Source organism: Streptococcus infantis (assembly GCF_047463275.1).
Lineage (GTDB): Bacteria > Bacillota > Bacilli > Lactobacillales > Streptococcaceae > Streptococcus > Streptococcus infantis_AF.
Genome location: NZ_JASHEE010000003.1, coordinates 335,383 through 361,364, shown reverse-complemented (window position 1 = coordinate 361,364; position 25,982 = coordinate 335,383). Strand labels below are relative to the sequence as shown.

31 protein-coding genes and 1 pseudogene are annotated in these 25,982 nt (G+C 40.1%); 7 read left to right on the top strand and 25 right to left on the bottom strand.

The annotated features are described in order from the left end of the window. The 15 genes and pseudogenes from QM923_RS06450 to QM923_RS06380 form a co-directional block, all read right to left on the bottom strand. Positions 1-103 (bottom strand): annotated as a pseudogene (locus QM923_RS06450) (VOC family protein); the annotation flags it as partial. A gap of 277 nt (positions 104-380) precedes the next feature. Next, the gene (gene rpsR / locus QM923_RS06445) at positions 381-620 is read right to left on the bottom strand and encodes a 30S ribosomal protein S18 (RefSeq protein WP_000068664.1); all 240 of its coding nucleotides are present in this window, start codon (positions 618-620) and stop codon (positions 381-383) included. A gap of 31 nt (positions 621-651) precedes the next feature. Further along, positions 652-1,122 carry a single-stranded DNA-binding protein SsbA gene (gene ssbA, locus QM923_RS06440; protein ID WP_414291277.1) on the bottom strand — a complete coding sequence of 157 codons (471 nt, stop codon included), beginning with the start codon at positions 1,120-1,122 and terminating at the stop codon, positions 652-654. 11 nt (positions 1,123-1,133) lie between these two features. After that, positions 1,134-1,424, bottom strand: a complete 291-nt coding sequence (gene rpsF, locus QM923_RS06435; protein WP_002896497.1) for a 30S ribosomal protein S6 — start codon at positions 1,422-1,424, stop codon at positions 1,134-1,136. Between the two features lie 129 nt (positions 1,425-1,553). Then, the gene (locus QM923_RS06430; protein ID WP_414291276.1) at positions 1,554-2,210 is read right to left on the bottom strand and encodes a CBS domain-containing protein; all 657 of its coding nucleotides are present in this window, start codon (positions 2,208-2,210) and stop codon (positions 1,554-1,556) included. Between the two features lie 418 nt (positions 2,211-2,628). Beyond that, positions 2,629-3,339, bottom strand: coding sequence for an ABC transporter ATP-binding protein (locus QM923_RS06425; protein ID WP_320693858.1), 711 nt, complete (start codon positions 3,337-3,339; stop codon positions 2,629-2,631). Then, on the bottom strand, positions 3,339-4,103 hold the full coding sequence (locus QM923_RS06420) for an ABC transporter ATP-binding protein (RefSeq protein WP_414291275.1): 765 nt from the start codon (positions 4,101-4,103) through the stop codon (positions 3,339-3,341). The genes QM923_RS06425 and QM923_RS06420 overlap by 1 nt, the downstream gene beginning before the upstream one ends. Next, positions 4,103-5,059, bottom strand: coding sequence for a branched-chain amino acid ABC transporter permease (locus tag QM923_RS06415; RefSeq protein WP_004252374.1), 957 nt, complete (start codon positions 5,057-5,059; stop codon positions 4,103-4,105). Before QM923_RS06415 ends, QM923_RS06420 begins: the two co-directional genes overlap by 1 nt. Positions 5,060-5,062: 3 nt before the next feature. Further along, positions 5,063-5,932 carry a branched-chain amino acid ABC transporter permease gene (locus tag QM923_RS06410; protein ID WP_004252371.1) on the bottom strand — a complete coding sequence of 290 codons (870 nt, stop codon included), beginning with the start codon at positions 5,930-5,932 and terminating at the stop codon, positions 5,063-5,065. 115 nt (positions 5,933-6,047) lie between these two features. Further along, positions 6,048-7,208 carry an ABC transporter substrate-binding protein gene (locus tag QM923_RS06405; protein ID WP_004252370.1) on the bottom strand — a complete coding sequence of 387 codons (1,161 nt, stop codon included), beginning with the start codon at positions 7,206-7,208 and terminating at the stop codon, positions 6,048-6,050. An 87-nt stretch (positions 7,209-7,295) separates the two neighbouring features. Next, positions 7,296-7,565, bottom strand: coding sequence for a YlbG family protein (locus tag QM923_RS06400; protein ID WP_414291274.1), 270 nt, complete (start codon positions 7,563-7,565; stop codon positions 7,296-7,298). Positions 7,566-7,643: 78 nt separating this feature from the next. Then, positions 7,644-8,234, bottom strand: coding sequence for an ATP-dependent Clp protease proteolytic subunit ClpP (gene clpP, locus QM923_RS06395; RefSeq protein ID WP_006148124.1), 591 nt, complete (start codon positions 8,232-8,234; stop codon positions 7,644-7,646). A gap of 160 nt (positions 8,235-8,394) precedes the next feature. After that, a complete protein-coding gene (gene upp / locus QM923_RS06390) occupies positions 8,395-9,024 on the bottom strand; it encodes a uracil phosphoribosyltransferase (protein WP_004252365.1) in 630 nt (209 codons plus the stop codon). A gap of 90 nt (positions 9,025-9,114) precedes the next feature. Then, positions 9,115-9,582, bottom strand: coding sequence for a deoxycytidylate deaminase (locus QM923_RS06385; RefSeq protein WP_006155564.1), 468 nt, complete (start codon positions 9,580-9,582; stop codon positions 9,115-9,117). 18 nt (positions 9,583-9,600) lie between these two features. Then, positions 9,601-10,158, bottom strand: coding sequence for a TetR/AcrR family transcriptional regulator (locus tag QM923_RS06380; protein WP_414291273.1), 558 nt, complete (start codon positions 10,156-10,158; stop codon positions 9,601-9,603). Positions 10,159-10,282: 124 nt separating this feature from the next. Between QM923_RS06380 and QM923_RS06375 the strand changes: the two genes are divergently transcribed. Genes QM923_RS06375 through QM923_RS06365 form a run of 3 tightly spaced genes read left to right on the top strand, consistent with a single transcriptional unit; the run spans position 10,283 to position 12,835 of the window. After that, positions 10,283-11,128, top strand: a complete 846-nt coding sequence (locus tag QM923_RS06375; RefSeq protein WP_414291272.1) for a DegV family protein — start codon at positions 10,283-10,285, stop codon at positions 11,126-11,128. Between the two features lie 56 nt (positions 11,129-11,184). Then, positions 11,185-12,360 carry a BaiN/RdsA family NAD(P)/FAD-dependent oxidoreductase gene (locus QM923_RS06370; RefSeq protein WP_414291271.1) on the top strand — a complete coding sequence of 392 codons (1,176 nt, stop codon included), beginning with the start codon at positions 11,185-11,187 and terminating at the stop codon, positions 12,358-12,360. A gap of 19 nt (positions 12,361-12,379) precedes the next feature. Next, the gene (locus tag QM923_RS06365) at positions 12,380-12,835 is read left to right on the top strand and encodes an 8-oxo-dGTP diphosphatase (protein ID WP_414291270.1); all 456 of its coding nucleotides are present in this window, start codon (positions 12,380-12,382) and stop codon (positions 12,833-12,835) included. A gap of 28 nt (positions 12,836-12,863) precedes the next feature. Here QM923_RS06365 and QM923_RS06360 read toward each other — a convergent pair whose 3' ends face one another. The 8 genes from QM923_RS06360 to QM923_RS06325 form a co-directional block, all read right to left on the bottom strand. After that, entirely contained in the window at positions 12,864-13,604 is a 741-nt protein-coding gene (locus QM923_RS06360; protein WP_414291269.1) for a MerR family transcriptional regulator, read from the bottom strand. A 195-nt stretch (positions 13,605-13,799) separates the two neighbouring features. After that, positions 13,800-14,744, bottom strand: a complete 945-nt coding sequence (gene manA, locus QM923_RS06355) for a mannose-6-phosphate isomerase, class I (protein WP_414291268.1) — start codon at positions 14,742-14,744, stop codon at positions 13,800-13,802. A gap of 150 nt (positions 14,745-14,894) precedes the next feature. Then, on the bottom strand, positions 14,895-15,473 hold the full coding sequence (locus QM923_RS06350) for a DUF3592 domain-containing protein (protein WP_414291267.1): 579 nt from the start codon (positions 15,471-15,473) through the stop codon (positions 14,895-14,897). Between the two features lie 152 nt (positions 15,474-15,625). Beyond that, positions 15,626-15,973 (bottom strand): VOC family protein, encoded by a 348-nt coding sequence (locus QM923_RS06345; protein ID WP_414291266.1) that lies wholly within the window; start codon positions 15,971-15,973, stop codon positions 15,626-15,628. Between the two features lie 110 nt (positions 15,974-16,083). Continuing rightward, positions 16,084-17,859 (bottom strand): pyruvate oxidase, encoded by a 1,776-nt coding sequence (gene spxB / locus QM923_RS06340; protein ID WP_281137907.1) that lies wholly within the window; start codon positions 17,857-17,859, stop codon positions 16,084-16,086. 331 nt (positions 17,860-18,190) lie between these two features. After that, positions 18,191-20,413: a heavy metal translocating P-type ATPase gene (locus QM923_RS06335; RefSeq protein ID WP_414291265.1), complete on the bottom strand. Its 2,223-nt coding sequence runs from the start codon at positions 20,411-20,413 to the stop codon at positions 18,191-18,193. A 9-nt stretch (positions 20,414-20,422) separates the two neighbouring features. After that, complete coding sequence (locus QM923_RS06330; RefSeq protein ID WP_049549376.1) at positions 20,423-20,794, bottom strand: cupredoxin domain-containing protein; 372 nt, start codon at positions 20,792-20,794, stop codon at positions 20,423-20,425. A 10-nt stretch (positions 20,795-20,804) separates the two neighbouring features. Further along, positions 20,805-21,200, bottom strand: coding sequence for a CopY/TcrY family copper transport repressor (locus tag QM923_RS06325; RefSeq protein ID WP_414291264.1), 396 nt, complete (start codon positions 21,198-21,200; stop codon positions 20,805-20,807). Positions 21,201-21,407: 207 nt separating this feature from the next. Between QM923_RS06325 and QM923_RS06320 the strand changes: the two genes are divergently transcribed. From QM923_RS06320 to QM923_RS06305, 4 genes are read left to right on the top strand one after another with little or no spacing between them, the layout of a single operon-like run. Beyond that, the gene (locus tag QM923_RS06320) at positions 21,408-22,055 is read left to right on the top strand and encodes an amino acid ABC transporter permease (RefSeq protein WP_414291263.1); all 648 of its coding nucleotides are present in this window, start codon (positions 21,408-21,410) and stop codon (positions 22,053-22,055) included. Continuing rightward, the gene (locus QM923_RS06315) at positions 22,048-22,725 is read left to right on the top strand and encodes an amino acid ABC transporter permease (RefSeq protein WP_414291262.1); all 678 of its coding nucleotides are present in this window, start codon (positions 22,048-22,050) and stop codon (positions 22,723-22,725) included. Before QM923_RS06320 ends, QM923_RS06315 begins: the two co-directional genes overlap by 8 nt. Further along, positions 22,726-23,484: an amino acid ABC transporter ATP-binding protein gene (locus QM923_RS06310; protein WP_004252334.1), complete on the top strand. Its 759-nt coding sequence runs from the start codon at positions 22,726-22,728 to the stop codon at positions 23,482-23,484. Between the two features lie 18 nt (positions 23,485-23,502). Further along, a complete protein-coding gene (locus tag QM923_RS06305; RefSeq protein WP_004252332.1) occupies positions 23,503-24,369 on the top strand; it encodes a cysteine ABC transporter substrate-binding protein in 867 nt (288 codons plus the stop codon). Positions 24,370-24,432: 63 nt separating this feature from the next. Here QM923_RS06305 and pyrE read toward each other — a convergent pair whose 3' ends face one another. Further along, positions 24,433-25,065 carry an orotate phosphoribosyltransferase gene (gene pyrE / locus QM923_RS06300; RefSeq protein ID WP_036755409.1) on the bottom strand — a complete coding sequence of 211 codons (633 nt, stop codon included), beginning with the start codon at positions 25,063-25,065 and terminating at the stop codon, positions 24,433-24,435. A 31-nt stretch (positions 25,066-25,096) separates the two neighbouring features. After that, positions 25,097-25,798 (bottom strand): orotidine-5'-phosphate decarboxylase, encoded by a 702-nt coding sequence (gene pyrF / locus QM923_RS06295; protein WP_414291261.1) that lies wholly within the window; start codon positions 25,796-25,798, stop codon positions 25,097-25,099. Positions 25,799-25,982 lie beyond the last annotated feature (184 nt).

Below are 25,982 nucleotides of genomic sequence, written 5' to 3'. Positions count from 1 at the left end.
GTGACTGAGCAAATACCTTTAACAACTCCTCTTTGTCCTCAACTTCAACGACATAGTAGGCAAGACCTACCATTCCTTGCTCACGTCGCGCTAATTGAATTCCTCAATTCTATTTTAAAAAAATATCATTAAAATCACTAATGATTGAACGGCCTCTACTAAAAACACGTAAGAAACAAACACTTCTATTTTTATGATCGTGAAAAAAAGACCCGTAAGGGTCTTACTCGCTCTCTTGTTTTCAAGCTCATGAAAAAGAGGTCCACCGGACCTCAACTCGCTCTCTCATTTCAAGGCTCATGAAAAAAAGACCCGTAAGGGTCTTAATTCGCTTTCTTATTTTCGAGCTCATGAAAAAAAGACCCGTAAGGGTCTTTTTTTTAATCTTCGTTTACGAAAGGCATCAAAGCCATTACGCGAGCGCGTTTGATAGCTGTTGTTACTTTACGTTGGTTTTTAGCTGAAGTTCCTGTTACACGACGTGGAAGGATTTTCCCACGTTCTGAAACGAAACGGCTAAGAAGCTCAGTATCTTTGTAATCAACATATTCAATTTTGTTTGCTGCGATGTAATCAACTTTTTTACGGCGTTTGAATCCGCCACGACGTTGTTGAGCCATGTTTTTTCTCCTTTATAGTATTAATTGTCCATTAGAATGGTAAATCATCATCTGAAATATCCAAAGGATTGGTTGATCCAAATGGATTTTCATCACGTGAAAAGTCTGGTACTGAATTTGTAGGTGCTACATGACTAGCCGTTGGTGCAGAATAAGCTCCACCACTTTGTCCTTCACGAGCACTACGGCTTTCCAACATTTGGAAATTCTCAGCTACGACTTCTGTCACGTAGACACGTTGTCCTTGCTGGTTATCGTAACTACGAGTCTGAATACGACCTGTAACCCCAATAAGTGAGCCTTTTTTAGCCCAGTTAGCAAGATTTTCAGCCTGTTGGCGCCACATAACGACATTGATAAAATCAGCCTCACGTTCGCCATTTTGACTCTTGAATGTACGGTTTACTGCAAGAGTAAAAGTCGCAACTGCTACATTTGATGGGGTATAACGCAACTCAGCGTCACGTACCATACGCCCTACAAGTACAACATTGTTAATCATAATCTACCTTCTTACGCGTCAAGTTTGACGATCATGTGACGAAGAATGTCAGCGTTGATTTTTGAAAGACGGTCAAACTCTTTAAGAGCTGCGTCGTCGTTTGCTTCAACGTTAACGATGTGGTAAAGTCCTTCACGGAAATCTTGGATTTCGTATGCAAGACGACGTTTTTCCCAATCTTTTGATTCAACAACAGTTGCACCGTTGTCAGTCAAGATAGAGTCAAAACGTGCTACCAAAGCGTTTTTCGCTTCTTCTTCAATGTTTGGACGAATGATATAAAGAATTTCGTATTTAGCCATTGATATGTTCCTCCTTTTGGTCTAATGACCCCAAGCCTTTGCAAGGGGTAAGTGAGGTTTGCTCACAATAAACTATTATACTAGAAAAAAAATTTTTTCGCAAGCTTAAAGTAAGTTATATTTTTCTTTTTAGAGTTTTTTTGCAGTAGTTTTTGTAATTTCATCTACGAGAATATTTTCATCCTCGAATTTCTTTTTCAATGATGAAAGATCAATGCTTCCCTCAATTTGTACTTCAATAACGATCTTACCATCCTTACGTGGAATGTTAACAGTGTGAGAGATATTAAGATTTTCCTCAACGATTAAAGAAACAATCTTACCTAAGACCCCAACTTCATTTTCTGTGATAAAACGAACACGGATTCCCTCTTCACCATATCCAGCGATTTCAAGAAAGGCACTGAATACATCACGATCTGTAATGACTCCATACAATTGTCCATTGTCAACAACTGGCAAAATACCAATCTTATTTTTAAGCATGAGATAAGTTGCGTCTTCTAAACTTGCATAACCTGAGACAGTAACAACATCTCGAATCATGACGTCTTTTACTTTTGTCTTATTAAGCAGATAATTCATCTCGAAAATTGAAAGACTAGTTGCTTTTGAAGGACTAGCTTCAGCGATTGTCCCTTCTGTTACCAAGCCTACCAATTTATCATTCTCAATAACAGGGAGACGGTGCAAGCCTTGTTCGCGCATCAAATCTGCTGCGTGTGCAACAGTTGTATCAGGACTGATATAAACGACCTTGCGTGTCATAAAATCTTTAACTGCCATAGGAAATCTCCTTTATGTTTATAGTTTTATTATACACTTTTTACGGAAAGCTATCAAACGCTTTCATTTCTTTTTCAAGATTCAGAAAAATCTGAAGGACTTTACGAAAAAGAGCTCAACTTAGAGCCCTTAATCTTATACTTATGTAGATTGTATGATTGCTTTACAATCTATATCCGCCGACTAAAACAATCCACAGGATTGGATGATTACTTACGTAATCCTTATCTGCCGACTAAAAAGGTCCCCCGGACTATAGAGGGATTGCGTGCGCAATCTCCATCCACAACCTAAACTAGTCTCCCAGACTAGATGTGGATTGCTTGGCAATCTTTATCTGCCGACTAAAACAATCCACTGGATTTGATGATTGCCAAGCAATCTCTATCCGCCGACTAAAAAGGTCCCCCGGACCTTTTTAGCCACCTAGATATGCTTTTCTGACTTCGTCTGATGCTGCGAGTTCTTTTCCTGTTCCTGATAGGACAATCTTTCCTGTTTCAAGAACATATCCTCGGTCAGCGATGGCTAGTGCTTTATTAGCATTTTGCTCAATTAAGAGAACGGTTGTCCCTTGTTTTTGAATATCTTGGATGATATCAAAAATTTCTTGGATAAAGATTGGCGCAAGCCCCATTGATGGTTCATCTAATAAAAGAAGTTTAGGCGTTGACATGAGGGCACGTCCCATGGCAAGCATCTGCTGTTCACCACCAGATAGAGTAGCCGCATCTTGATTTTTACGTTCTTCCAAACGAGGGAAACGAGAGAAGACTTTCTTCAAATTTGCTTGATTCTCTTCACGATTTTTCTTAAGAAATGCGCCCATCTCTAAGTTTTCCATAACAGTCAAACCAGAGAAAACATGACGTCCTTCTGGTACTTGAGAAAGTCCTGATGCCACAATTTTTTGTGCAGGCATCTTTTGGATTTCTTGTCCCAAAAATTCAATCTTACCAGCACTTGGACGCACAAGTCCTGAAAGAGTACGAAGGATGGTTGTTTTACCAGCACCGTTAGCACCGATAAGAGAAACAACTTCTCCTTCATTAACTTCAAAGCTCACATCACGTACAGCTTGAATCATACCATAGTGTACTGAGAGGTTTTCAACTTTTAACATAGACATTAGGCTTCACCTCCAAGATATGCTTCGATAACACGTTTATTACTCTTGATTTCATCTGGTGTCCCGTGAGCAATCAAACGACCGTACTCAAGAACATAGATACGCTCCGTAACTTCCATAACCAAGTTCATATCATGTTCAATCAGCATGATGGTGATCTTGAATTCATCCTTGATGCGACGAATCAACTCAGTCAATTCTGCAGTTTCTTGGGGGTTCATACCTGCTGCAGGCTCATCCAAGAAGAGGATTTTAGGTTCTGTGGCAAGGGCACGAACAATTTCCAAACGACGTTGTTGACCATAGGCTAAGTTTTTAGCTAAGGTTTCAGCATCACCATCTAAATCAAAGATTTTTAGTAATTCTAAGGCTTTAGCTTTTAATTCTTGTTCATTCTTATAAAAAGCTGGTAAGCGCAAGAAACTTGCAAAAACATGTTGTTTGTGATGGTTACTAAATGCAATAAGAACGTTATCCAAAACTGTCAAGTCTTTAAAGAGGCGGATGTTTTGGAAAGTACGCCCTAAACCAAGAGATGCGATTTTATAGGGTTGCTTGCCATTTAATAAGTGACCATCCAAGGTTACTGTTCCTTCGCTTGGTTCATAAACTCCTGTCAACAAGTTAAAAAGAGTTGTTTTCCCAGCTCCATTCGGTCCAATCAAGCCAACAAGTTCACCTTCGTTCAATTCTAGAGTTACATCTCCAACAGCAGTCAGACCACCAAAATGCTTGGTTAACTGTTTTACTTCAAGTAATGCCATTAGTTTTGTCCCTCCTTCTTACCTTTTTTAAAGAGTCTTGATAGGCTCAATTCCCATGTTCCAAGAAGACCACCTGGTCTGAAAATCATAACGAGTACCAAGGCCAAAGCATAGATAATCATACGAACGCTAGCTACGTCTTGAAGGAACATATTCAAAATACCAAGAACAATCGCTGCGACAATTGCTCCTGTAATTGATCCCAAACCACCAAATACAACGATAATTAAAACGTTGATAGAATTGATAAAGCTATAATCCTTAGGCACAACAGAACCGATAAATCCTGCTTGAAGGGAACCTGCAATACTTGCAGTCATAGCTCCAAAGACAAATGCGATAATTTTGATTTTTGTTGTATTGACCCCGACAGATTCAGCTGCAATTTCATCTTCACGAACAGACAAGGTTAAACGACCGATTGGACTACGAAGGAAATTCAGCGTTGCAATTGTCGTAATCACGGCAAAAATGTATACCATTTGCCAATTAGTAAAGTTTGGAATACCAAGGATACCAGCAGCTCCGTTTGTTAAATCACCACCATTGACGATTAGGATACGGATAATTTCAGCAACCCCAAGTGTCGCAACTGCAAGGTAATCCCCCTTCAAACGAAGGGTAGGAATTCCAACGACCAAGGCAACCAAACCAGCAATGATAGCACCAAGCAACATAGCTCCAAAAAAGGCACCATAAGTTGGAGATTTAGAACCAATAATGGCTGCTGCATAGGCACCGATAGCCATGAACCCAGCATGTCCAAGAGAAAATTGACCAGAGAAACCAACGATAAGGTTAAGTCCTACTGCAAGAATAATATTGATACCGATTTGTTCTAGAATCTGAATATGGAAAAGGTTTAAAATACCAAACGAAACTAATAAGCTAATCACACCATATCCAAGCAACAAAAGGAGCAACCAGAGAATATTAACTTTTAAATTTTCTTTCATTGTTTACACCTTCTCTTTCACATTCTTACCAAGGATACCTGCTGGACGAACAATCAAGATCAATAGCAAGATTCCGTACACGATAGCATCACGGAAATCTGACATTCCGAAGGCTGTTGCAAAAGTTTCCAATAGTCCGATTACAAAACCTCCGAGAGCTGCACCAGGAATAATACCGATACCACCTAAAACGGCAGCCACGAATGATTTAATACCCGGAGTCATTCCCATCAATGGTTCAAGAGAGTTGTAGTAAAGGGCAATCAAGACACCTGCTGCACCAGCCAGAGCAGAACCTAAGGCAAAGGTAAAACTGATTGTACGGTTTACGTTGATTCCCATCAATTGAGCTGCATCACTATCTACAGATACGGCACGCATGGCTTTCCCCATCTTGGTTTTTTGCACGATAAGTTGCAAAAGAATCATCAAAACAATCGAAACAGTCAAAATCAACAATTGAATATTTGTTAGACTGATTGGACCCAAGTCATAACGAACTGTTTGGATTGCTTGAGGGAAGGCACGTGTATTGGCACCTACTAGATAGACCATTCCATACTCAAGCAAGAAGGATACCCCGATAGCAGTAATCAATACAGAGATACGAGTTGAATGACGGAGTGGACGGTAAGCTAGAAACTCGATGATTACGCCGAGAATGGCTGAACCAATCATGGACAAAATTAAGGCTAAAAAGAAATTTAAATGGAGGGCATTAATCAAGAAATAACCCATGAAGGCACCCATCATATAGATATCACCATGGGCAAAGTTAATAAGCTTGATAATTCCATAAACCATAGTATAACCCAGGGCTAGCAAGGCATAGACACTACCCAAGATTAAACCATTGACAAGTTGTTGAAGCATATGGTTCACTCTTTCTAAGTTTTATTTTTAGGATTTTATAAAAAAATAATTCCTTTATAAATACCGAAACAGGGAGTGAGTAAAAGCTCATTCCCCATTTACGATATCTATAAAATTAAGGTTTTACGACTTCTGCCGCATCTACTTTACCATTATTCATGGTCATCATGAAGGCTGTTTTCACAGTGTTATGATCTGCATCAAAGCTTGTTTGACCTGTAACACCTTCAAAATTTTGTGTTTTAGCAAGATTGTTCTTGATATCAACTGAAGTTTTTGCACCTTTTGCTGCATTAGCTACAAGGTAAACTGAGTCATAAGCAAGAGCTGCAAATGTTGAAGGATCTTCGTTATATTTTGCACGGTAAGCTTCAAGGAAGGCTTTTGCTTTATCTGAAACATCAACAGTAGTTGAGAATCCTGAGATGAAGTAGATATTTGATGCGCGTTCAGCAGTTGCTTGTTGAACAAATTCTGCTCCGTTAAATCCGTCACCACCGATGATTGGCTTATCAATTCCCATACCACGAGCTTGGTTTACAATCTTACCAGCTTCTGTATAGTAACCTGGCAATACGATTGCATCAAAGTCTTTATCTTTAATTTTTGTCAAAGCTGCTTGGAAGTCTGTATCACCTGATACAAATGTTTCATCTGCTACGATTTCACCTTTGAATGAATCACGGAAAGATTTTGCAATACCTTTAGCGTAGTCACTTGAGTTATCTGTATACAAGACCACTTTCTTAGCGTTCAATTTGTTTGAAACGTAGTTTGAGATGATTTTTCCTTGGAAACTATCTTGGAATGTTCCGATGAAGAGGAAATCTTGACCTTTTGTCAAACCATCTTGAGTAGCGCTTGGAGAAATCAATGGAACTCCAGCTTGTGTAGCATTTGCTACTGCTGCTGCAGTCGCACCTGAAGTCGCAGGTCCTACGATAGCTGCTACCTTAGATTGAGTCACAAGGTTTGTTGAAACAGAAGCAGCTTCAGCAGTTTCAGATTTGTTATCTTTGTCGACTACTTCGATTTGTTTTCCATCGATACCACCTGCTGCGTTGATTTCATCAACTGCAAGTTGAGCACCCTTTTGCTCAGAAGTACCGTAAGATGCTACAGCACCAGTTTCTTCGAAGTTGAAACCAATTTTTACAACTTTTTCATCAATTGGGTTACCAGTTGTGTTTGAAGCTCCTGACTTCACTTCCCCACAAGCAGCTAAAAGAGCTGTACTTGCAAGAGCTACAAGTGACAATGCAAATTTTTTCTTCATGTTTATCTCCTTTTAAGGTTCAATTTAAATTACATGTTAAGAATATACCGAATTATCAGAAAATTGTCAACAAGTTTCTCTCACTTTTTAAATGATAACGTTTTCTTCCTTTCGATAAAGGTTTCCAACAAAAGGAGTTTCCAATTCTTGAATATGACAAACTCTCACTTTCTTGATAAATTTCTCTTTTCCTAAACGATTTACCAGCTCTTCTACTTCCTCTGTTGGGACATAAAGTTGTAGGTAACGATGTTTTTTTGAGTGGTAACAAATATCACCATAATTTGCGAGTTTTTTAGCATCGCGATTATAGTATAAATAGACAATCAAACCAGAACGATTCTCTTTTTCAAACATAATATAGCTTCCTTTTAAAAATCTTCCTTTTATTATATCAAAAAAAGCAAACTCAGTCGAGTTTGCTTTTAAGGATTATTAGTTCAAAGAATTATTAGCCATAATTTCGTCAATAAAACCGTAGTCAAGAGTTTCTTGAGCACTCATCCAGTAATCACGTTCAGCATCTTTATGAATTTGCTCAACAGATTTGCCAGAATTATCTGCTAGGATTTGCTCCAAAGTCTTACGAGTTTTAAGTAAGTGTTCAGCGGCGATGGCCATATCAGTCTGCTGAGTACCACCACCTGTACCACCCATTGGTTGGTGAATCATGTATTCTGCATTTGGAAGCATGAAGCGTTTACCCTTTGCTCCACTTGAAGCGATAATTGTTCCCATTGAGGCTGCCATTCCCATAACGATAGTTTGGACATCTGCCTTGATAAAGTTCATAGTATCAACGATTGCCAAACCAGCTGATACAGAACCTCCAGGAGTGTTTACATAAAGGTAAATATCTTTTGTACTATCTTGGGCATCCAAGAAAAGTAATTGGGCGATAACTGAGTTTGCCATATTGTCTTCGACTGGTCCAGTCAACATGATAATGCGGTCCTTAAGAAGACGTGAGTAAATGTCATACGAGCGTTCTCCACGACTTGTTTGTTCAATAACTACAGGAATCATTCATTTCTCCTTTTGATTTCTAATTTCTTTGTTAATAGGATTATTATATATCCTTGGTCAAAAAAGGTCAAATTTTTGCTCTATCCTAATAACAGATACAAAAATTCAACCTCCTTTCAAAACTAAGACTAGGCTATAGTCTCAATATCACTTTAGAATCTTATTTTGTTCCGAACAAGCGGTCTCCAGCGTCTCCAAGACCTGGAACGATGTAACCATGTTCGTTCAAGCGTTCATCCAAAGCTGCTGTAAAGATTTCTACATCAGGGTGTGCTGCTTGAAGTGCCTTCACACCTTCTGGAGCTGATACAAGGCAGACAAACTTGATGTTTGAAGCTCCACGTTTTTTGAGGGAGTCAACAGCCAAAATCGCTGATCCACCTGTTGCAAGCATAGGATCAACTACAAAAATTTGACGTTGGTCAATATCTTCAGGTAATTTTACCAAGTATTCTACTGGTTGAAGGGTTTCTTCGTCACGGTACATACCAATGTGACCAACTTTTGCTGCTGGAACCAAACTCAATAGTCCATCAACCATACCAATACCTGCACGCAAGATTGGGACAATCGCCAATTTTTTACCAGCCAACTGTTTTTGAACTGTTTTTGTGATAGGTGTTTCGATTTCTACATCTTCAAGTGGAAGATCACGAAGCACTTCATATCCCATCAACATTGCAATCTCGTCTACTAGTTCGCGAAAAGCTTTTGTAGAAGTGTCAGTGCGACGCAAGATTGATAATTTGTGTTGAATCAGTGGATGATTAATAACTTCAAGTTTTCCCATTTTCAGAATTCCTTCTTTCAATTTATTCTTCTTATTATATCAAAAAATGGTTTAAAAAGCTTTCTAAACCATTTATTTTTTTTATAATTTCTAGATTAGGTGAGCCTCTTGGAGAGCTGCCTGCACTGTTTCAAGTGGTAGGTGAGTTAATTCTGTTCCCTTTTCTTGATAAAGGTGTTGGGCATAGTCATCCATACGGTATTGGTTGATATAAACAACACGCTCACAACCTACCTGAAGCAGTTGTTTTGTACAGTTGAGGCATGGAAAATGAGTGACATAGGCTGTGAAACCTTTTGGAACGCCACGCTCTGACCCTTGTAAGATAGCATTCACTTCTGCATGAAGAGTGCGGACACAGTGGCCTTCAATCACCAGACAGTCATGATCTATACAATGCTCTGTTCCTGATACAGAACCATTATAGCCTGTTGAAATAACCTTGTTATCCTTGACTAAAACAGCTCCTACCTTGGCACGTTTACAGGTTGAGCGATTGGCAATCAATAGGGCTTGAGCAGCAAAATACTCATCCCAAGCTAGTCTTTTTTCTGTCATAGCATTTCTCCTCATGTTTTATTTTTTGAAAAATGGCAGGCGTAGATCTGCGATTTTTTCAGCAGGAACCTTCATCCCATCCTTGATCCATTTAAGCAAGACCGATACGATGGCCGAACTCCAAAAAGAATGCAGGTAAGAGCTGACTCCTTTTGATTTTCCATAGTATTTTTCTAGAAATTCTTGCATGGCTTGCACAAAGATTTTTTCTAAGTGATAGTCTAGGGCAAGCTGAATAACTTTGGCTTCTTTCTTGGCTTCTCTAAAGAGGTGAACCCATACGAGATAAAGGTCTGTTTTAACATCGTAATGACTCAATTGCTCCATGATGTTATGAACGCTACGTTTAAAGACACTTTCTACAATCTCTTCTTTTGAATCATAGTTTCGATAAAAAGCTGCACGAGAAACGCCAGCACGCTTGACTAACTCAGAAATGCTAATCTTGGCCAACTCCTTTTTCTCCAAGAGTTGCAAAAGAGCTGTTTCAATCGCTTCTCTGGTTAGCAAATTAGATTCTTGATTTGATTTTCTAAGGTTTTCAAGCGATTTTTCAGATATTTTACGTTCAGACATAACAATTTCTTTCTACTTGTGACAACAGAGAGGTACTACTTTTGTTTCAAGGGCTTTCATGATATAATTGTAAAAAAAGACAGAACCTTTGTCAATGTATAAGTGATAAAGATGGAGAATTTCTATGACTTGGAAGATTGTAGCTGACTCTGGTTGTGATTATCGCCAGCTGGAAAACCTTGCTTTTGATACTGAATTTGTCAGTGTTCCCTTAAAGATTCAGGTAGCAGATCAAGTCTTTGTCGATGATGCCAATCTGGATATCGATAAGATGATGGAAACTATGTATGCGACTTCTGAAGCTTCAAAATCAGCCTGCCCTAGTCCTGATGATTACTTACGAGCATTCGAAGGTGCCAAACATATTTTTGTAGTGACTATCACTGGAACTCTCTCTGGTAGCCACAATAGTGCTCAATTAGCTAAAAACATTTATCTCGAAGACCACCCTGACACTCAGATTCACGTTATTGATAGTTTGTCTGCTGGTGGAGAGGTAGACTTAATTGTTGAGAAAATCAATGACTTGATTGACCAAGGACTTTCTTTTGAAGAAGTGGTTGAAGTGATTACTACTTACCAAGAAAAAACGAAGTTGTTGTTCGTTCTTGCTAAAGTGGATAACTTGGTTAAAAACGGTCGATTGAGTAAGCTTATTGGTACAGTTGTCGGGCTCCTCAATATTCGTATGGTCGGGGAAGCAAGCGAAACCGGAACCTTAGAACTCCTCCAAAAGGCTCGTGGTGCTAAAAAGTCTCTTCAGGCTGCTTATGAAGAGTTAATCAAAGCTGGCTACGCTGGTGGGCGTATCGTCATGGCTCATCGTAGCAATGACAAATTCTGCCAACAGCTTTCAGAGCTCTTACGAGAAAAATACCCACAAGCTGACATTAAAGTCATCCCAACTTCTGGACTCTGCAGTTTCTATGCGGAAGAAGGCGGGCTCCTCATGGGATACGAAATCAACTAATAAATCTGACAAGAGATGTCTAATCATCTCTTGTTTTTTTATGGTACAATACTCTTATGAAACATTTTGATACTATTGTCATCGGAGGAGGCCCTGCTGGTATGATGGCTACGATTTCCAGTAGCTTTTACGGGCAGAAAACCCTTCTCATTGAAAAAAATCGGAAACTTGGAAAAAAATTAGCTGGTACAGGTGGTGGTCGTTGTAATGTAACTAACAACGGAACTCTAGATGACCTACTAGCTGGAATACCTGGAAATGGGCGATTTCTTTACAGTGTCTTCTCCCAGTTTGATAACCATGATATCATTAATTTTTTCACGGATAATGGAGTCAAACTCAAGGTCGAAGACCACGGCCGTGTCTTTCCAGCCAGCGATAAATCTCGTACCATAATCGAGGCTCTGGAGAAAAAAATTACGGAACTAGGCGGGCAAATTGCCACTCAAACAGAGATTGTTTCTGTTAAAAAGATAGACGACCAGTTTGTCCTTAAGTCCGCAGACCAAACCTTCACTTGTGATAAACTCATCGTCACAACTGGTGGCAAATCCTATCCTTCTACTGGTTCAACTGGTTTTGGTCACGAGATTGCCCGTCATTTCAAACACACCATTACCGAACTTGAGGCTGCTGAAAGTCCCTTATTAACGGATTTCCCGCATAAAGCCTTGCAGGGAATTTCCCTAGATGATGTGACTCTCAGTTATGGCAAGTACGTCATTACTCATGATCTGCTCTTTACCCACTTTGGTTTATCTGGTCCTGCTGCTTTGCGTATGTCTAGCTTTGTCAAGGGTGGCGAAATCCTCTCTTTAGATGTCTTGCCACAACTTTCTGAAGGCGACTTAGTAAATCTTCTAGAAGAAAACCGTGAAAAATCCCTAAAAAATGCCTTGAAGACTTTGCTCCCGGAACGCTTGGCAGAATTCTTGGTACAAGGCTATCCGGAAAAAGTCAAACAACTAACTGAAAAAGAACGAGACCAACTTATCCAGTCTATCAAGTCCCTCAAGATTCCTGTGACTGGAAAGATGTCCTTGGCTAAGTCCTTTGTAACTAAAGGTGGCGTCAGCCTCAAGGAAATCAATCCCAAGACCCTAGAAAGTAAATTAGTTCCTGGCCTTCACTTTGCTGGTGAAGTACTTGATATCAATGCTCACACAGGTGGCTTTAACATCACTTCTGCCCTCTGCACTGGTTGGGTGGCAGGAAGTCTGCATTATGATTAAATATCAAAGGTTGTGAAAAATGAACAGAAGAGAGTCAGTTGAATTTGTCAACATGTGCATGATTAAAAATGGGGACAAGGTTCTAGTTCAAGACCGAGTTAGTCCTGACTGGCCTGGCATTACTTTTCCTGGTGGGCATGTTGAACGTAGTGAATCCTTTGTCGATGCCGTCATTCGTGAAGTGAAGGAAGAAACTGGTCTGACCATTTCTAAACCCCAACTCTGTGGTATCAAAGACTGGTATGATGAGGAGGATTATCGCTATGTTGTCCTCTTTTACAAAACAGAACACTTTACTGGTGAGCTCCAATCTTCAGACGAAGGAAAAGTCTGGTGGGAGGATTTTGAAAATCTATCTCATCTCAAACTTGCTACCGAGGATATGTCTGATATGCTTCGTGTTTTTCTTGAAGAAGACCTCAGTGAGTTCTTCTACTACAAAGATGGTGACGATTGGCTTTATGATTTGAAGTAAAAAATAGGCTAGGAAATTCCTAGCCTATTTATTCTGCATTTGTCTGAACGTAAGCCGCAATGGCATCTGACGTGTACTGGGCTGTTCCAGAACCAAACTTGTCAATGTTTTCCTTAAACTCTGGGTTGTAGACGTAACCTTTACCGATATGACCGAATACCTCAATAGAGCAGTCAAATCCATAAGTACGGATGGCTTGCAAGAGTTTGGCTGCCTCTTCTTGGTTTTCGGCTGCTGTTGCAGCTAGTCCATTTTTAAGGTTTTGAGCTAAAGCTTGAAAAACTTGGTTAAAGGCGGCCGTAGCCTCATCTTCTCTACCATTTTGGCGTTCGAGAGCCTGGTCCATGACTTCTTGTCCATACTTCTCTACAGCCTTTTGGTGGTATTTTTGATTGTCTTGATAGCTAAATCCCGTGAATTTTTCCTCAATGGTCATTTTTCTTTCTCCTTTTTGTTCTTGAATAGTTTTTTGCAAGGTTGAAATCAAGGTATCCAGATGTTGCCTTTCTTGGGTCAAATAGTCCAACTGCCTAGTCAAATGAGGCAATAAATCTGATGATTCTCCTTTTAACAGCTCTGCTATTTTTTCTAAAGAAAAGCCTAGATATTTATAATACAGTATGACCTGAAGGCGTTCCAAATCCTCTTGACTATAAGTTCGATAGCCGTTTTCCGACTTTAAGGGGATCAAGAGTCCTATCTTATCGTAGTGGTGCAGGGTCTTGACAGAGACACCTGAAAGCTGCGCAGCTTCTTTTATATGGTACATGATTTCCTCCTTACAAGGATAGTATAACCCCTCCCCTTAGGGGAGAGTCAAGATTTTTTTATAAAAGTTTAACTATTTTTAAATTTGGGGAAGATAATCGGTCTAAGCCATTGTCAAACTTTGACCTATTGTCCTCAGATTCGGAGAATTCCAAGTTAAAAATAGACTTGAGAATCAACCTCAAGTCCTTTCTTTTTATGGATGGCTGACAATCAATTCTAGACCTTGCCCTTCCAAGGTCCAAGCTTCAACATCACTCGGCAAGATAAAGTGGCTACCTTTTTGAATTGGATAATCTTTTCCGTCTACAGTTAGTTTACCTTGACCAGCCAAGACACTCAACAAGCTGTAATCAGCCGTCTTCTCAAATTCAACTTTTCCTGTGATTTCCCACTTGTAAACTGCAAAGAAATCATTAGAGACAAGTAAAGTTGAACGCAAATCATCTGCTTTGACAGTCACAGAACGGCTGTTTGCAGGCTCACCAATATTTAAAACATCGATTGATTTTTCGAGGTGAAGTTCACGCAAGTTGCCATTATCATCCTTACGGTCAAAGTCATAAACTCGATAGGTAGTATCACTAGACTGTTGCGTTTCAAGGATTAAGATACCTGCACCGATAGCGTGCATGGTTCCGCTTGGTACATAGAAGAAGTCTCCGGCCTTAACAGGTACTTTTGTAAGCAAGGCATCCCAGTTCTTATCCTCGATTTGCTGGCGGAGTTCTTCTTTTGACTTGGCATTGTGACCATAGATAATCTCTGAACCCTCATCTGCAGCGATGATGTACCAGCACTCTGTCTTTCCAAGTTCGCCTTCATGCTCTAATCCGTAAGCATCGTCTGGGTGAACTTGGACACTGAGCCAATCATTGGCATCTAAGATTTTAGTCAAGAGTGGAAATACAGGCTCGGGACGGTTGCCAAACAACTCACGGTGTTCTGCATACAAAGTAGCGAGGTCTGTTCCTTCATAGCGCCCATTGGCTACCTTAGACACTCCATTTGGATGAGCTGAGATTGCCCAATATTCTCCGATTTTTTCACTAGGAATGTCGTAACCAAACTCATCACGTAGTTTAGTCCCACCCCAGATTTTTTCTTGCATTACAGAATTTAAAAATAACGGTTCTGACATCTTGATCTCCTGTCTGATTTTTCTCCCTTCATTATAGCAAAAAAAGAGTTCTGATTGAACTCTTTTTCTTATCTTATAAAGTAGGGAGAAGATTTTGTAAAAATAGTAACGATATGGATTTCATACTTTTGATAAATCTACAAGAAACTATTATTTCATAAGATTTGGAAGAATGAACATGATAAAGAAAGCTAGAGCAACCATAATAAAAACATTGAGATAGATAAAACATTTTGCCAACCATGCATACCGCCCAGGTCTTAATGGTCTTTCTACATAGGAATGTTTTGGTTTTTTAGGATCATAATAAACAGCAACTTTTCCACCAATTGGAAAGCGTTCCTTAAGTGGAGATTTTGTAAAAGACAAAAAACTATTCCCCTTAACTTTGTATCTTAAAACTTGTGGAATTTCACCATTTTCAAAATTATCCGTTTTTACATCAGATACGATTGAACCTAAGGGAGTACTGATTGTATTTGAAATAGCAGATAGAAATTTAGGCCCTACGACCTTGTATTGGTTTCCATCAACAGTGTATTCAACAACTGGGAGACTAATCCCATTATAAAGAGCATAGGAATATCGGATAATAACTCCTTCCGTTCTTTCGGTACACCTCTTGGCATTGCTATAATTACTAAATATAAAATAGGAAAACATAAAATAGGTGAAGGCAGCAAATCCTAAAATCATTAAGCCAATTAATAGAAAGAAAGTTGTTGGCATATTTTTCTCCTTAAAACATTGTTATGAAGCTATTTTAACAAATTTAACAGAAAAGACAAGAAAAAGACCGGATTGCTCCGATCTTTTAATAGTTTATGTTCTCAATTTCTGTTTTAAAAATAGCTAAGGTTAACTTCAAATGACTACGCGCCTTATTTCATACGATAAAAATCAATCACTAGACCGGCAGGCCCTTTAACTAATAAGGACTCTGTCCCCCAATCCGTTTCACAAGGACCGTGTAAAATCTCGACACCAATCTCTTTTAATCGTTGATAATTCTGATTTAGATCCTCAACCTCGATGTGAAGAATGATGCCTGACTGAAAATCTTCCAAAGGAATTAAATGATTTCGGGAGAACATGAGGCAGTGACTGCCAATCGTGAACTGAGCAAAACCATCATCAACATAATCGGCTTTTTTGTCCAAAATACGCTCCAGGTCAGCACAGACTTGGGGAACATCTGAAACGATAATATCCAATTGATTTAAATTCATTAACTATCCTCCAGAAAAAGACCGGATTGCTCCGATCTTTTTAAGTTTCACTCTATGAAAATCAAAGAATAAATTCTACAAATTTAAAATTTGATTTTCGACGAGAGAAATTATTTAATTGCGCGTGATTGCAATCCTTCTTCTTCCAAGAAGAGGCGGAATGGTACGAGTTCTTCTGCTTCGTATTTTTCCTTGAAGGCTTTGATTGCTTCTTCTGAGTGTTGTTTTGGATCCAACTCAAGTACTTCTACTGGAAGTGGACGATGTGGAGTGATGTGAGCATCGATCACAACTGTCTTACCTTCTTTGTTGAGTTTAACAGCTTCTGCAACAACTGCATCGATGTCTTCGATACGGTCAACTGTAAATCCTACAGCACCTTGCGCTTCAGCGATTTTCGCATAGTCAGCATTAGGGAAGTCACAACCAAACAAGTGTTTGTTTGTGTCTTCGTATTTGTCCTTGATGAAGGCATATTTACCATTTGAGAAGACAACGTTGATAACTGGAAGGTCGTATTGAACGTTTGTGATAACGTCTGGGTAGCACATGTTGAATGCACCGTCACCCATGATGTTCCATACTTGGCGATTTGGATTGTCTTTCTTAGCAGCGATACCACCAGGAAGGGCAATACCCATTGTCGCAAAGAGTGGAGATGTACGCCACATGTTCTTAGGTGTCATGTGAAGGTGACGAGTAGATGTTTGAGTAGTGTCACCTACGTCGATTGAGTAGATAGCGTCTTGATCAGCATGTTTGTTGATTGCATTGTAAACTTGATACAATTGCAATTCACCCTCAGTTTTACCTTCGAGTTTGTTCATGTAATCGCGCCAGTTTTGGTTGTTCTTCACGTTTGCACGCCACCATGGAGTAGACTCAACTGGGTTTACTTTATCAAGGATAGCTTTAGCTGCTTGACCTGCATCACCAAGGATTGAAGCGTCAAGGGCGTGACGTTTACCAAGTTTGTAAGGGTCGATATCCACTTGGATGAATTTTTCAGTGTTTTTGAATGCTTCGTAAACTTCAGCAAATGGGAAGTTTGAACCAAGGAAAAGAACTGTGTCTGCTTCAAAGACCACTTCGTTAGCTGGTTTCCAACCAACACGGTAAGCAGAACCTGTCAAACCTTCGTAGTTCCATTCGAACGCTTCGAAGTTTTTACCAGTTGTGATGATTGGTGCTTTGATTTTACGTGACAATTCAGTGATTACTTCACCAGCTTTAACACCACCGTAACCAGCGTAGATAACTGGACGTTCAGCGTTGTTCAAAATTTCAACAGCTTTGTCGATTTCAACTTCGTTCAAAGCAGGAGCGATGAATGAACGCTCGTATGAACCTGAACCGTAGTATGAGTTTTCGTCGATTTCTTGGAAACCAAAGTTTACTGGAATTTCAACGACAGCTGGACCTTTTTTAGAAACGGCAGCACGGCAAGCTTCGTCAATCACTTTTGGCAATTGCTCTGCGTAAGCTACACGTTTGTTGTAAACAGCGATACCGTTGTACATTGGGTTTTGGTTAAGCTCTTGGAAGGCATCCATGTTCAATTCGTTAACTGGACGTGATCCAAGGATAGCAAGGAATGGAGTGTTATCCATAGCTGCATCGTAAACACCGTTGATCAAGTGAGTTGCACCAGGTCCACCTGAACCAACTGCAACACCGATAGATCCGCCAAATTTAGCTTGCATAACCGCTGCAAGAGCACCTGTTTCTTCGTGACGAACTTGCAAGAAACGGATATCTTTGTCTTCAGCCAAAGCGTCCATCAATGAGCTGAGTGTTCCTGATGGGATACCGTAGATAGTGTCTACGCCCCATGTTTTCAATACGTTGAGCATTGCTGCAGATGCAGTAATTTTCCCTTGAGTCATAATGATAACTCTCCTTCAAAATAATTTCATATATTTACAAAAAACGCTTTTATATGTTATTTGAAAACGATTCAGTAAATTTACAATCCTAATTTATCACATTTGATTTCAGATTCATAAGAATGTGCTCAGAAACTTTCATTCTCTATTACAGTACAGTTTGGAAGCGTTTTGAAAATCTGTTTTAGAATAGAAAAAAGCGGTTAAGACCGCCTTTTTATACTCAATGAAAATCAAAGAGCAAACTAGGAAGCTAGCCGCAGGTTGCTCAAAGCACAGCTTTGAGGTTGCAGATAAAGCTGACGTGGTTTGAAGAGATTTTCGAAGAGTATTAATCGACTTTAGTAAAATTAAGCATAAGAGAGCTGATTAAAACAGATACTGAACTAAAGGCCATGGCCAATCCTGCAAGTTCTGGATTGAGTACCAAACCAAGACCAGAAAACACTCCTGCTGCAATCGGAATACCAATGAGGTTATAGATAGAAGCCCAGAAAAGATTGAGTAGAATACGATTAAAGGTCTTCTTACTCATATCAAAAGCACGTGCCAATCCTAGTAAATTATTGGTTGTAAGGACAAGATCTGCTGATTCAATGGCAATATCTGTCCCAGAGCCCATGGCAATTCCGACATCCGCTACACTGAGGGCCGGCGCATCATTGATACCATCTCCAACAAAGGCCAATTTGCCATTCTTTTGAAGTTTGTGAATTTCATGTGCCTTTTCCTCTGGCAAGACATTTGCAATCACTTCTTCGATTCCAATTTGCTCTGCAATCGCATGGGCTACTCCAGCATTATCTCCAGTAAGCATGACCGTTCTAAGGCCACGTTTTTTCAATTTGGCAATAGCTTCTCGAGCATTTTCCTTAGGGACATCCTGCAAGGCAATTAAGCCTTTTAACTGACCATCCACGGATAGGAAGACAACTGTTTTTGCTTCTTTCTCAAGCAAATCAAATCGTTCTTGATAATCATGTGGAATAGCAAGATCATCTAAAAGTTTGGCATTCCCAAGCAAGACTTGTTTACCATTAATATCCCCAGTCACACCTTTTCCATGTAAGGCTTGGAAGTTTTCAACAGGGTAAAGGCTAATTCCTAGTTCAGATGCACGATTAACAATAGCTTGAGCTAGCGGGTGTTGAGATACATCTTCCAGTGAAGCAGCCAAACTTAGCACTTCTCTTTCATCACCAATAACATCTGTCACTACTGGCTTCCCTTCGGTCAAGGTTCCTGTCTTATCAAAAACAACTGTTTGGACTTTTTGGATTTCCTGTAAAACTGTACCATTTTTGAGAAGAATCCCCATCTTGGCACTTCGTCCTGTTCCAACCATGAGTGCTGTCGGTGTCGCGAGTCCTAGTGCACAAGGACAGGCAATAATCAAAACAGCAACTCCATAGAGGAGCGACGTCACAAAGCTTTCTCCTAGGAAAACAAACCAGATCCAAAAAGTAAGAAGTCCTAAAATGACAACTGCTGGTACAAAAATCCCTGAAATCTTATCTGTCAAATCTTGAATAGGAGCACGACTCGTTTGCGCTTTTTTCACAAAGTCCACAATCTGAGCCAGCATAGTCTCAGAGCCCACTTTTTCAGCTCTAAAGATGATCGTACCACTATTATTGATAGTTGACCCAATAACAGCATCTCCAACTGATTTATCGACTGGAATACTTTCCCCAGTCACCATTGATTCATCAATACTCGTTTCACCTTCTAACACAGTACCATCAACGGCAATTTTTTCACCTGGTCGAACGCGAATGAGATCCCCAACTTTGACTTGTTCTAGAGGGATTTGAACATAAACATCATCACGCAAAACCTCTGCTGTTTTTGCTTGTAGGTCTAATAATTTTTCGACTGCCTGCGAAGTATTTTTTCGCATTTTTTCCTCAAAAACTGCTCCCAAAAGAATGAAGAAGAGGATAAATGCAGCACTTTCAAAGTAAACGGGCAGACCAGTGAAGAGGGCAACTAAGCTATAGAAATAGGCCACTAGGGTTCCCAGAGCAACCAAGGTATCCATGTTGGAATTGTGCTTTTTAAAACTAGCCCAGGCGCTTCTGATATATGGAACTCCAGCTACCAGCATAATGGGTGTTGTGGCTAAAAAGGTGCCCCAACGCATGACTTGGTGACTAATTCCTCCTGTAGACATCCCAATCATGAGAATCACAAGAGGCACAGTAAAGATACTAGTAATCCAAAAACGCTGAAAAAGACTGAGAGACTTTTTAGTTTTTTCAACAACGGTGTAGGTCCCCTTTTGCATCTTCATGCCGCATGAAAATTCATGCTCGCCCAAGTATTGAGGAGTAAAGCGAATGACTTTTTCCTCGTCTTGAGCGATTGGTTCTAGAATCCCTTCTTCTTCGAAGAGAATCTCTTTATAACAGTTTGAAGGTGTCACACGATGAAAGGTAATCTCAGCAGGAATCCCTTTTTGCAGTTGAATGTGGGCTGGATGGTAGCCTTTGTCTGCCGTGATACGGATTTTTTGAACGCCATTTTCAAGGCTTGCTTTTACAATTTCAGTCATATCATTCTCCTATTCTACAATCATCTTACCGTGCATCATATTCATGCCACAAGAGAAACCATACTCACCTGCTTCTTCAGGTGTGATTTCAACCACATATTGGTCTCCCATAGGCAGATCTGCATGCACTCCAAAGTCTGGAAAAACGATTTGATCCAAGCAAGGTGAAGGGTCTTTTCTATCAAAAATAATACGAGCAGGTTGCGATTTTTTGAGGATAATGGTACCTGGAGTGTAGCCCCCCATGACCTCCACACGGATTTCCTGATAGCCATTTTTTTGCTGGGCTCTCTTAGCATCTTCTTGCGGTTTTTTGAAAAACCAAAAGAGGATAAAAGCAATCATTCCTAGAACAATAATAGATACAAATAGATTTAACATAGCGTCTCCTTTACATACAATTACATTTTACTTCTGTTACAGCACTTGCTTTTTTCTTTGAAATCACTTCTTCCAAGCCTTCCAAGTCAGCTAGGGTAAAGTCACATTCTTTGATCAAATCAGCAAGTAACTGCTTGATCCTGCGGGAACAAACCTTGTCTTTGATATCCTGGACAAGTAACTTCTTGCTATCTTCCTGTGTCAACAGGGCTGAATAGATAAAGGACTTGCCCTGTTTTTCCCGAGTCAAACATTCCTTCTCCACCAAACGAGCCAAGAGTGTCTGAATCGTGGACTTAGACCAGCTAAACCTTTTCTCTAATACTTTGATGAGATCAGTACTAGTCTGTTCTCCCTGCATCCAGATAATCTTCATGACCTGCCATTCTGCATCCGAAATCTGCATCAGCATACCTCCAAAATCTACATTTGTCAATTACAATTATCAGTATACTCTTAAAATCTACATTTGTCAACTAAATTTCCTAAAAATTTTAAAATTTTCCTTTCCAATAGATTTTGTCTATCATTGTGATAAAAAATACATATTATTCAAAGCTCTATTTTAATGCTACAATAACTGTATTATTTTCCTAGATAGGAGGTTCTACTTTTGGATTGGTCCATTGTTGAACAATATCTACCACTCTATCAAAAGGCTTTTTTTCTGACCTTGCATATTGCAGTCTGGGGAATTCTAGGTTCTTTTTTGCTGGGGCTCATCGTCAGCGTCATCCGACATTATCGAGTTCCTGTTTTCTCCCAACTGGCTACAGCCTATATAGAATTGTCACGAAATACACCCCTTTTGATACAACTTTTCTTTCTCTACTTCGGTCTACCTCGAATAGGAATTGTTCTCTCTTCAGAAGTCTGTGCAACGGTTGGACTCATTTTCTTAGGTGGTTCCTACATGGCAGAATCCTTCCGAAGCGGGCTAGAAGCCGTCAGTCAAACCCAGCATGAAATTGGTTTAGCCATTGGGCTTACACCTTTTCAGGTCTTTCGCTACGTGATTCTTCCACAAGCGACTGCAGTGGCTCTACCATCCTTTAGCGCAAATGTTATTTTCCTCATCAAAGAAACATCTGTCTTTTCGGCAGTCGCCCTTGCTGACCTAATGTATGTTGCTAAGGATTTGATTGGACTCTACTATGAAACAGATATCGCACTAGCTATGTTGGTGGTTGCTTACCTTATCATGCTTCTACCTATTTCACTAGTCTTTAGTTGGATAGAAAGGAGGCTCCGTCATGCATGATTCGGGAATGCAAGTACTCTTTCAGGGAAATAATCTCCTGAGAATTTTACAGGGATTGGGAGTCACAATTGGGATTTCTATCCTGTCTGTTTTCTTATCCATGATTTTCGGAACGGTTATGGGAATTATCATGACCTCTCATTCTAGAGTGATTCGCTTATTGACACGCTTATATCTAGAATTTATCCGGATTATGCCGCAGCTAGTGCTCCTTTTTATCGTTTACTTTGGCTTAGCTCGAAACTTTAACATCAATATCTCTGGGGAAACTTCTGCTATTATCGTTTTCACCCTCTGGGGAACAGCTGAGATGGGTGACTTGGTTCGTGGCGCTATCACTTCCCTCCCTAAACATCAGTTTGAGAGCGGACAAGCGCTTGGATTAACTAAAGTACAACTCTACTACCATATCATTATCCCTCAAGTTTTGAGAAGGCTTCTACCGCAAGCCATCAATCTTGTCACTCGTATGATCAAAACGACTTCCTTGGTTGTTTTGATTGGAGTTGTTGAGGTTACCAAGGTTGGACAACAAATCATTGATAGCAATCGCTTAACCATCCCAACCGCTTCCTTTTGGATATATGGAACCATCCTAGTCTTGTATTTCGCAGTTTGCTTCCCTATTTCCAAACTATCTACTCATCTAGAAAAACATTGGAGGAACTAAATGTCTGAAACTATTTTAGAAATCAAGGAACTCAAAAAATCCTTCGGAGACAATCCCATCCTCCAAGGACTTTCCCTAGATATTAAAAAGGGAGAAGTCGTCGTCATCCTAGGACCATCTGGTTGTGGTAAAAGTACGCTACTTCGTTGCCTCAATGGCTTAGAAAGTATTCAAGGAGGAGATATCCTGCTTGATGGTCAGTCCATCGTTGAAAATAAAAAAGATTTTCACCTGGTTCGCCAAAAGATCGGTATGGTCTTTCAAAGTTATGAACTCTTTCCTCACCTAGATGTCCTCCAAAACCTCATCCTAGGGCCTATCAAGGCTCAGGGGAGAGACAAAAAAGAAGTAACGGAAGAAGCTCTGCAACTACTGGAACGTGTCGGACTTCTAGACAAAAAACATAGCTTCGCTCGTCAATTATCAGGAGGACAAAAGCAACGGGTAGCCATTGTTCGTGCCCTTCTCATGCATCCAGAAATTATCCTCTTTGACGAAGTAACTGCTTCACTGGATCCAGAAATGGTACGTGAGGTCCTGGAGCTTATCAATGACTTGGCACAAGAAGGGCGTACCATGATACTGGTAACCCATGAAATGCAGTTTGCCCAAGCAATTGCGGATCGCATTATCTTCCTTGACCAGGGGAAGATTGCTGAAGAAGGAACTGCTCAAGAATTCTTCACAAATCCACAAACGAAACGAGCACAAGAATTTTTAAACGTCTTTGACTTTAGCCAGTTTGGCTCATATCTATAATCAATAAAGGAGATTATTATGAAACTACTTAAACCAATTCTAACTGTTTTTGCTCTAGCATTTGCGCTTATCTTCGTCACAGCTTGTAGTTCAGGTGGAAGCTCTGATGCTTCATCTACAAAGGCAACTGCCAAAGCTCGTACTATTGATGAAATTAAGAAAAGTGGTGAACTTCGAATCGCGGTATTTGGAGACAAAAAACCATTTGGTTATGTTGACAACGACGGTTCTTACCAAGGTTATGACATCGAACTAGGTAACCAATTAGCACAAGACCTTGGTGTAAAGGTCAAATACGTTTCTGTCGATGCTGCCAACCGTGCTGAATACTTGATTTCAAACAAGGTTGATATCACCCTGGCTAACTTTACAGTTACTGACGAACGTAAGAAACAAGTTGACTTTGCCCTTCCTTACATGAAAGTTTCTCTCGGTGTTGTGTCACCAAAAGATAAAGTCATCAAGGACGTTAAAGAACTTGAAGGCAAAACCTTAATCGTTACAAAAGGAACTACTGCTGAAACTTACTTTGAGAAAAATCACCCAGAAGTAAAACTCCAAAAATACGATCAATATAGCGATGCCTACCAAGCCCTTCTTGATGGACGTGGAGATGCCTTCTCTACTGACAATACTGAAGTTCTAGCTTGGGCGCTTGAAAATAAAGGATATGAGGTAGGAATTTCTTCTCTAGGTAACCCAGATACCATTGCACCCGCAGTTCAAAAAGGTAATCAAGAACTGCTTGACTACATCAACCAAGAAATCGAAAAATTAGGTAAAGAAAACTTCTTCCACAAGGCCTATGAAAAAACACTTCACCCAACATACGGTGATGCGGCTAAAGCAGATGACCTGGTTGTTGAAGGTGGAAAAGTTGACTAACATCTAATAAATGTAACAAAAAGAAATCAGGTAACCCTAAGGGTTACCTGATTTTTATATACCTTAAGCATTTTGCCAATTTTCTTGGTCTTCTTTAAAGCGTTTTAAGAGGTCAAGTCCTTCTGGTGTGATGTAGCCTTCTTCTTGGGCTAGGTGGATGAGCTCGCTGTAGTTTGAAAGAGTCACTAGTTTGACACCAGCATCCGCAAAGTTTTTATCTGCTTTTGGTAATTGATAGCTAAAAATTGCTACGACACCTAATACGTCTGCACCTTCACGTTTTGCTGCAGCTACAGCTTCGAGAACTGATCCCCCTGTTGAAATCAAATCTTCCACAACGACCATCTTTTGTCCTTGAGCTACACGGCCTTCGATTTGGTTTCCAGCCCCATGGTCTTTTGGTTTGCTACGGATGTAAGCAAATGGCAGGTTCATCTTGTCAGCTATAATGGCACCGTGTGGGATACCTGCAGTCGCTGTTCCTGCAATCACTTCTACCTCTGGGAATTCTGCCTTGATGGCTTCTACAAAACCATTCTCAATTAAGGTACGTGTCTCTGGATATGCAAGCGTCACACGATTATCCGTATAAATCGGTGACTTAATGCCTGATGCCCAAGTGAAGGGCTCTTCTGGTTTGAGGTATACGGCTTGAATTTTCAATAGATGGCTAGCAATGTCTTTAGCAAGTGTCATGGGATTCTCCTTTGTATTTTTTACTTTATTCTCATTTCCAGTCTTGTGTCCATTCATCCTTGATAGCGTGATAAGCTGCTACTGGATCAGGGGCTTGAGTGATTGGGCGTCCGACAACGATATAGTCACTACCAATATGATAGGCATCTGCTGGTGTCATGACACGTTTTTGATCTCCTACTGCAGCGCCTGATGGACGAATGCCGGGTGTCAGGCAGATAAAATCTTTGCTTGTTGCTTCTTTGATAAGCTTGACTTCTTGAGCTGAACAAACCACTCCATCTAAACCTGCTTCAGCAGTTTTCTTGGCATAGTGAATAACCGATTCTTGAAGACTGGTTTGAATATTTTGAAACTCTCTCATTTGCTCCTCAGAGGTTGAAGTTAACTGAGTGACAGCAATCAATTTGGCTTCTTTCCCAAGGCCTTCACGCGCAGCCTTCATCATCTCAACGCCACCTGCTGCATGAACATTGGTCATATCAACGCCCAGATGAGACAAGACCTTCATGGCTGATTTGACCGTATTTGGAATATCATGGAGTTTGAGATCCAGAAAGACACTATGTCCCAAACCTTTTAGATAAGAAACAATCTCAGGCCCTGTAGCATAATAGAGTTCCATACCTACCTTTAGATAGAGGCTCTCTCCTGCTGGAAAAAGAGCTAAAAATTGCTTGACTGCCTCAAAACGTGGAAAATCAAGAGCAATGACTGGACGAGCTTCGCGCATACTTTTCTCCTTTTACCTTTGTTAGCTAGAGAGCATGAAAAAAGGAACCTGCCTACAGCAAGGTTCCACGAAAAATGGGTAGTCTCCACCCTTTCACCGTCTAACCTTAGCTGCCTCTCTGGACTGCTTTAAAGGTTTTTTACTATTCTATTATTTAAAGCGGTACTTGTCAAGTAAAAACCAG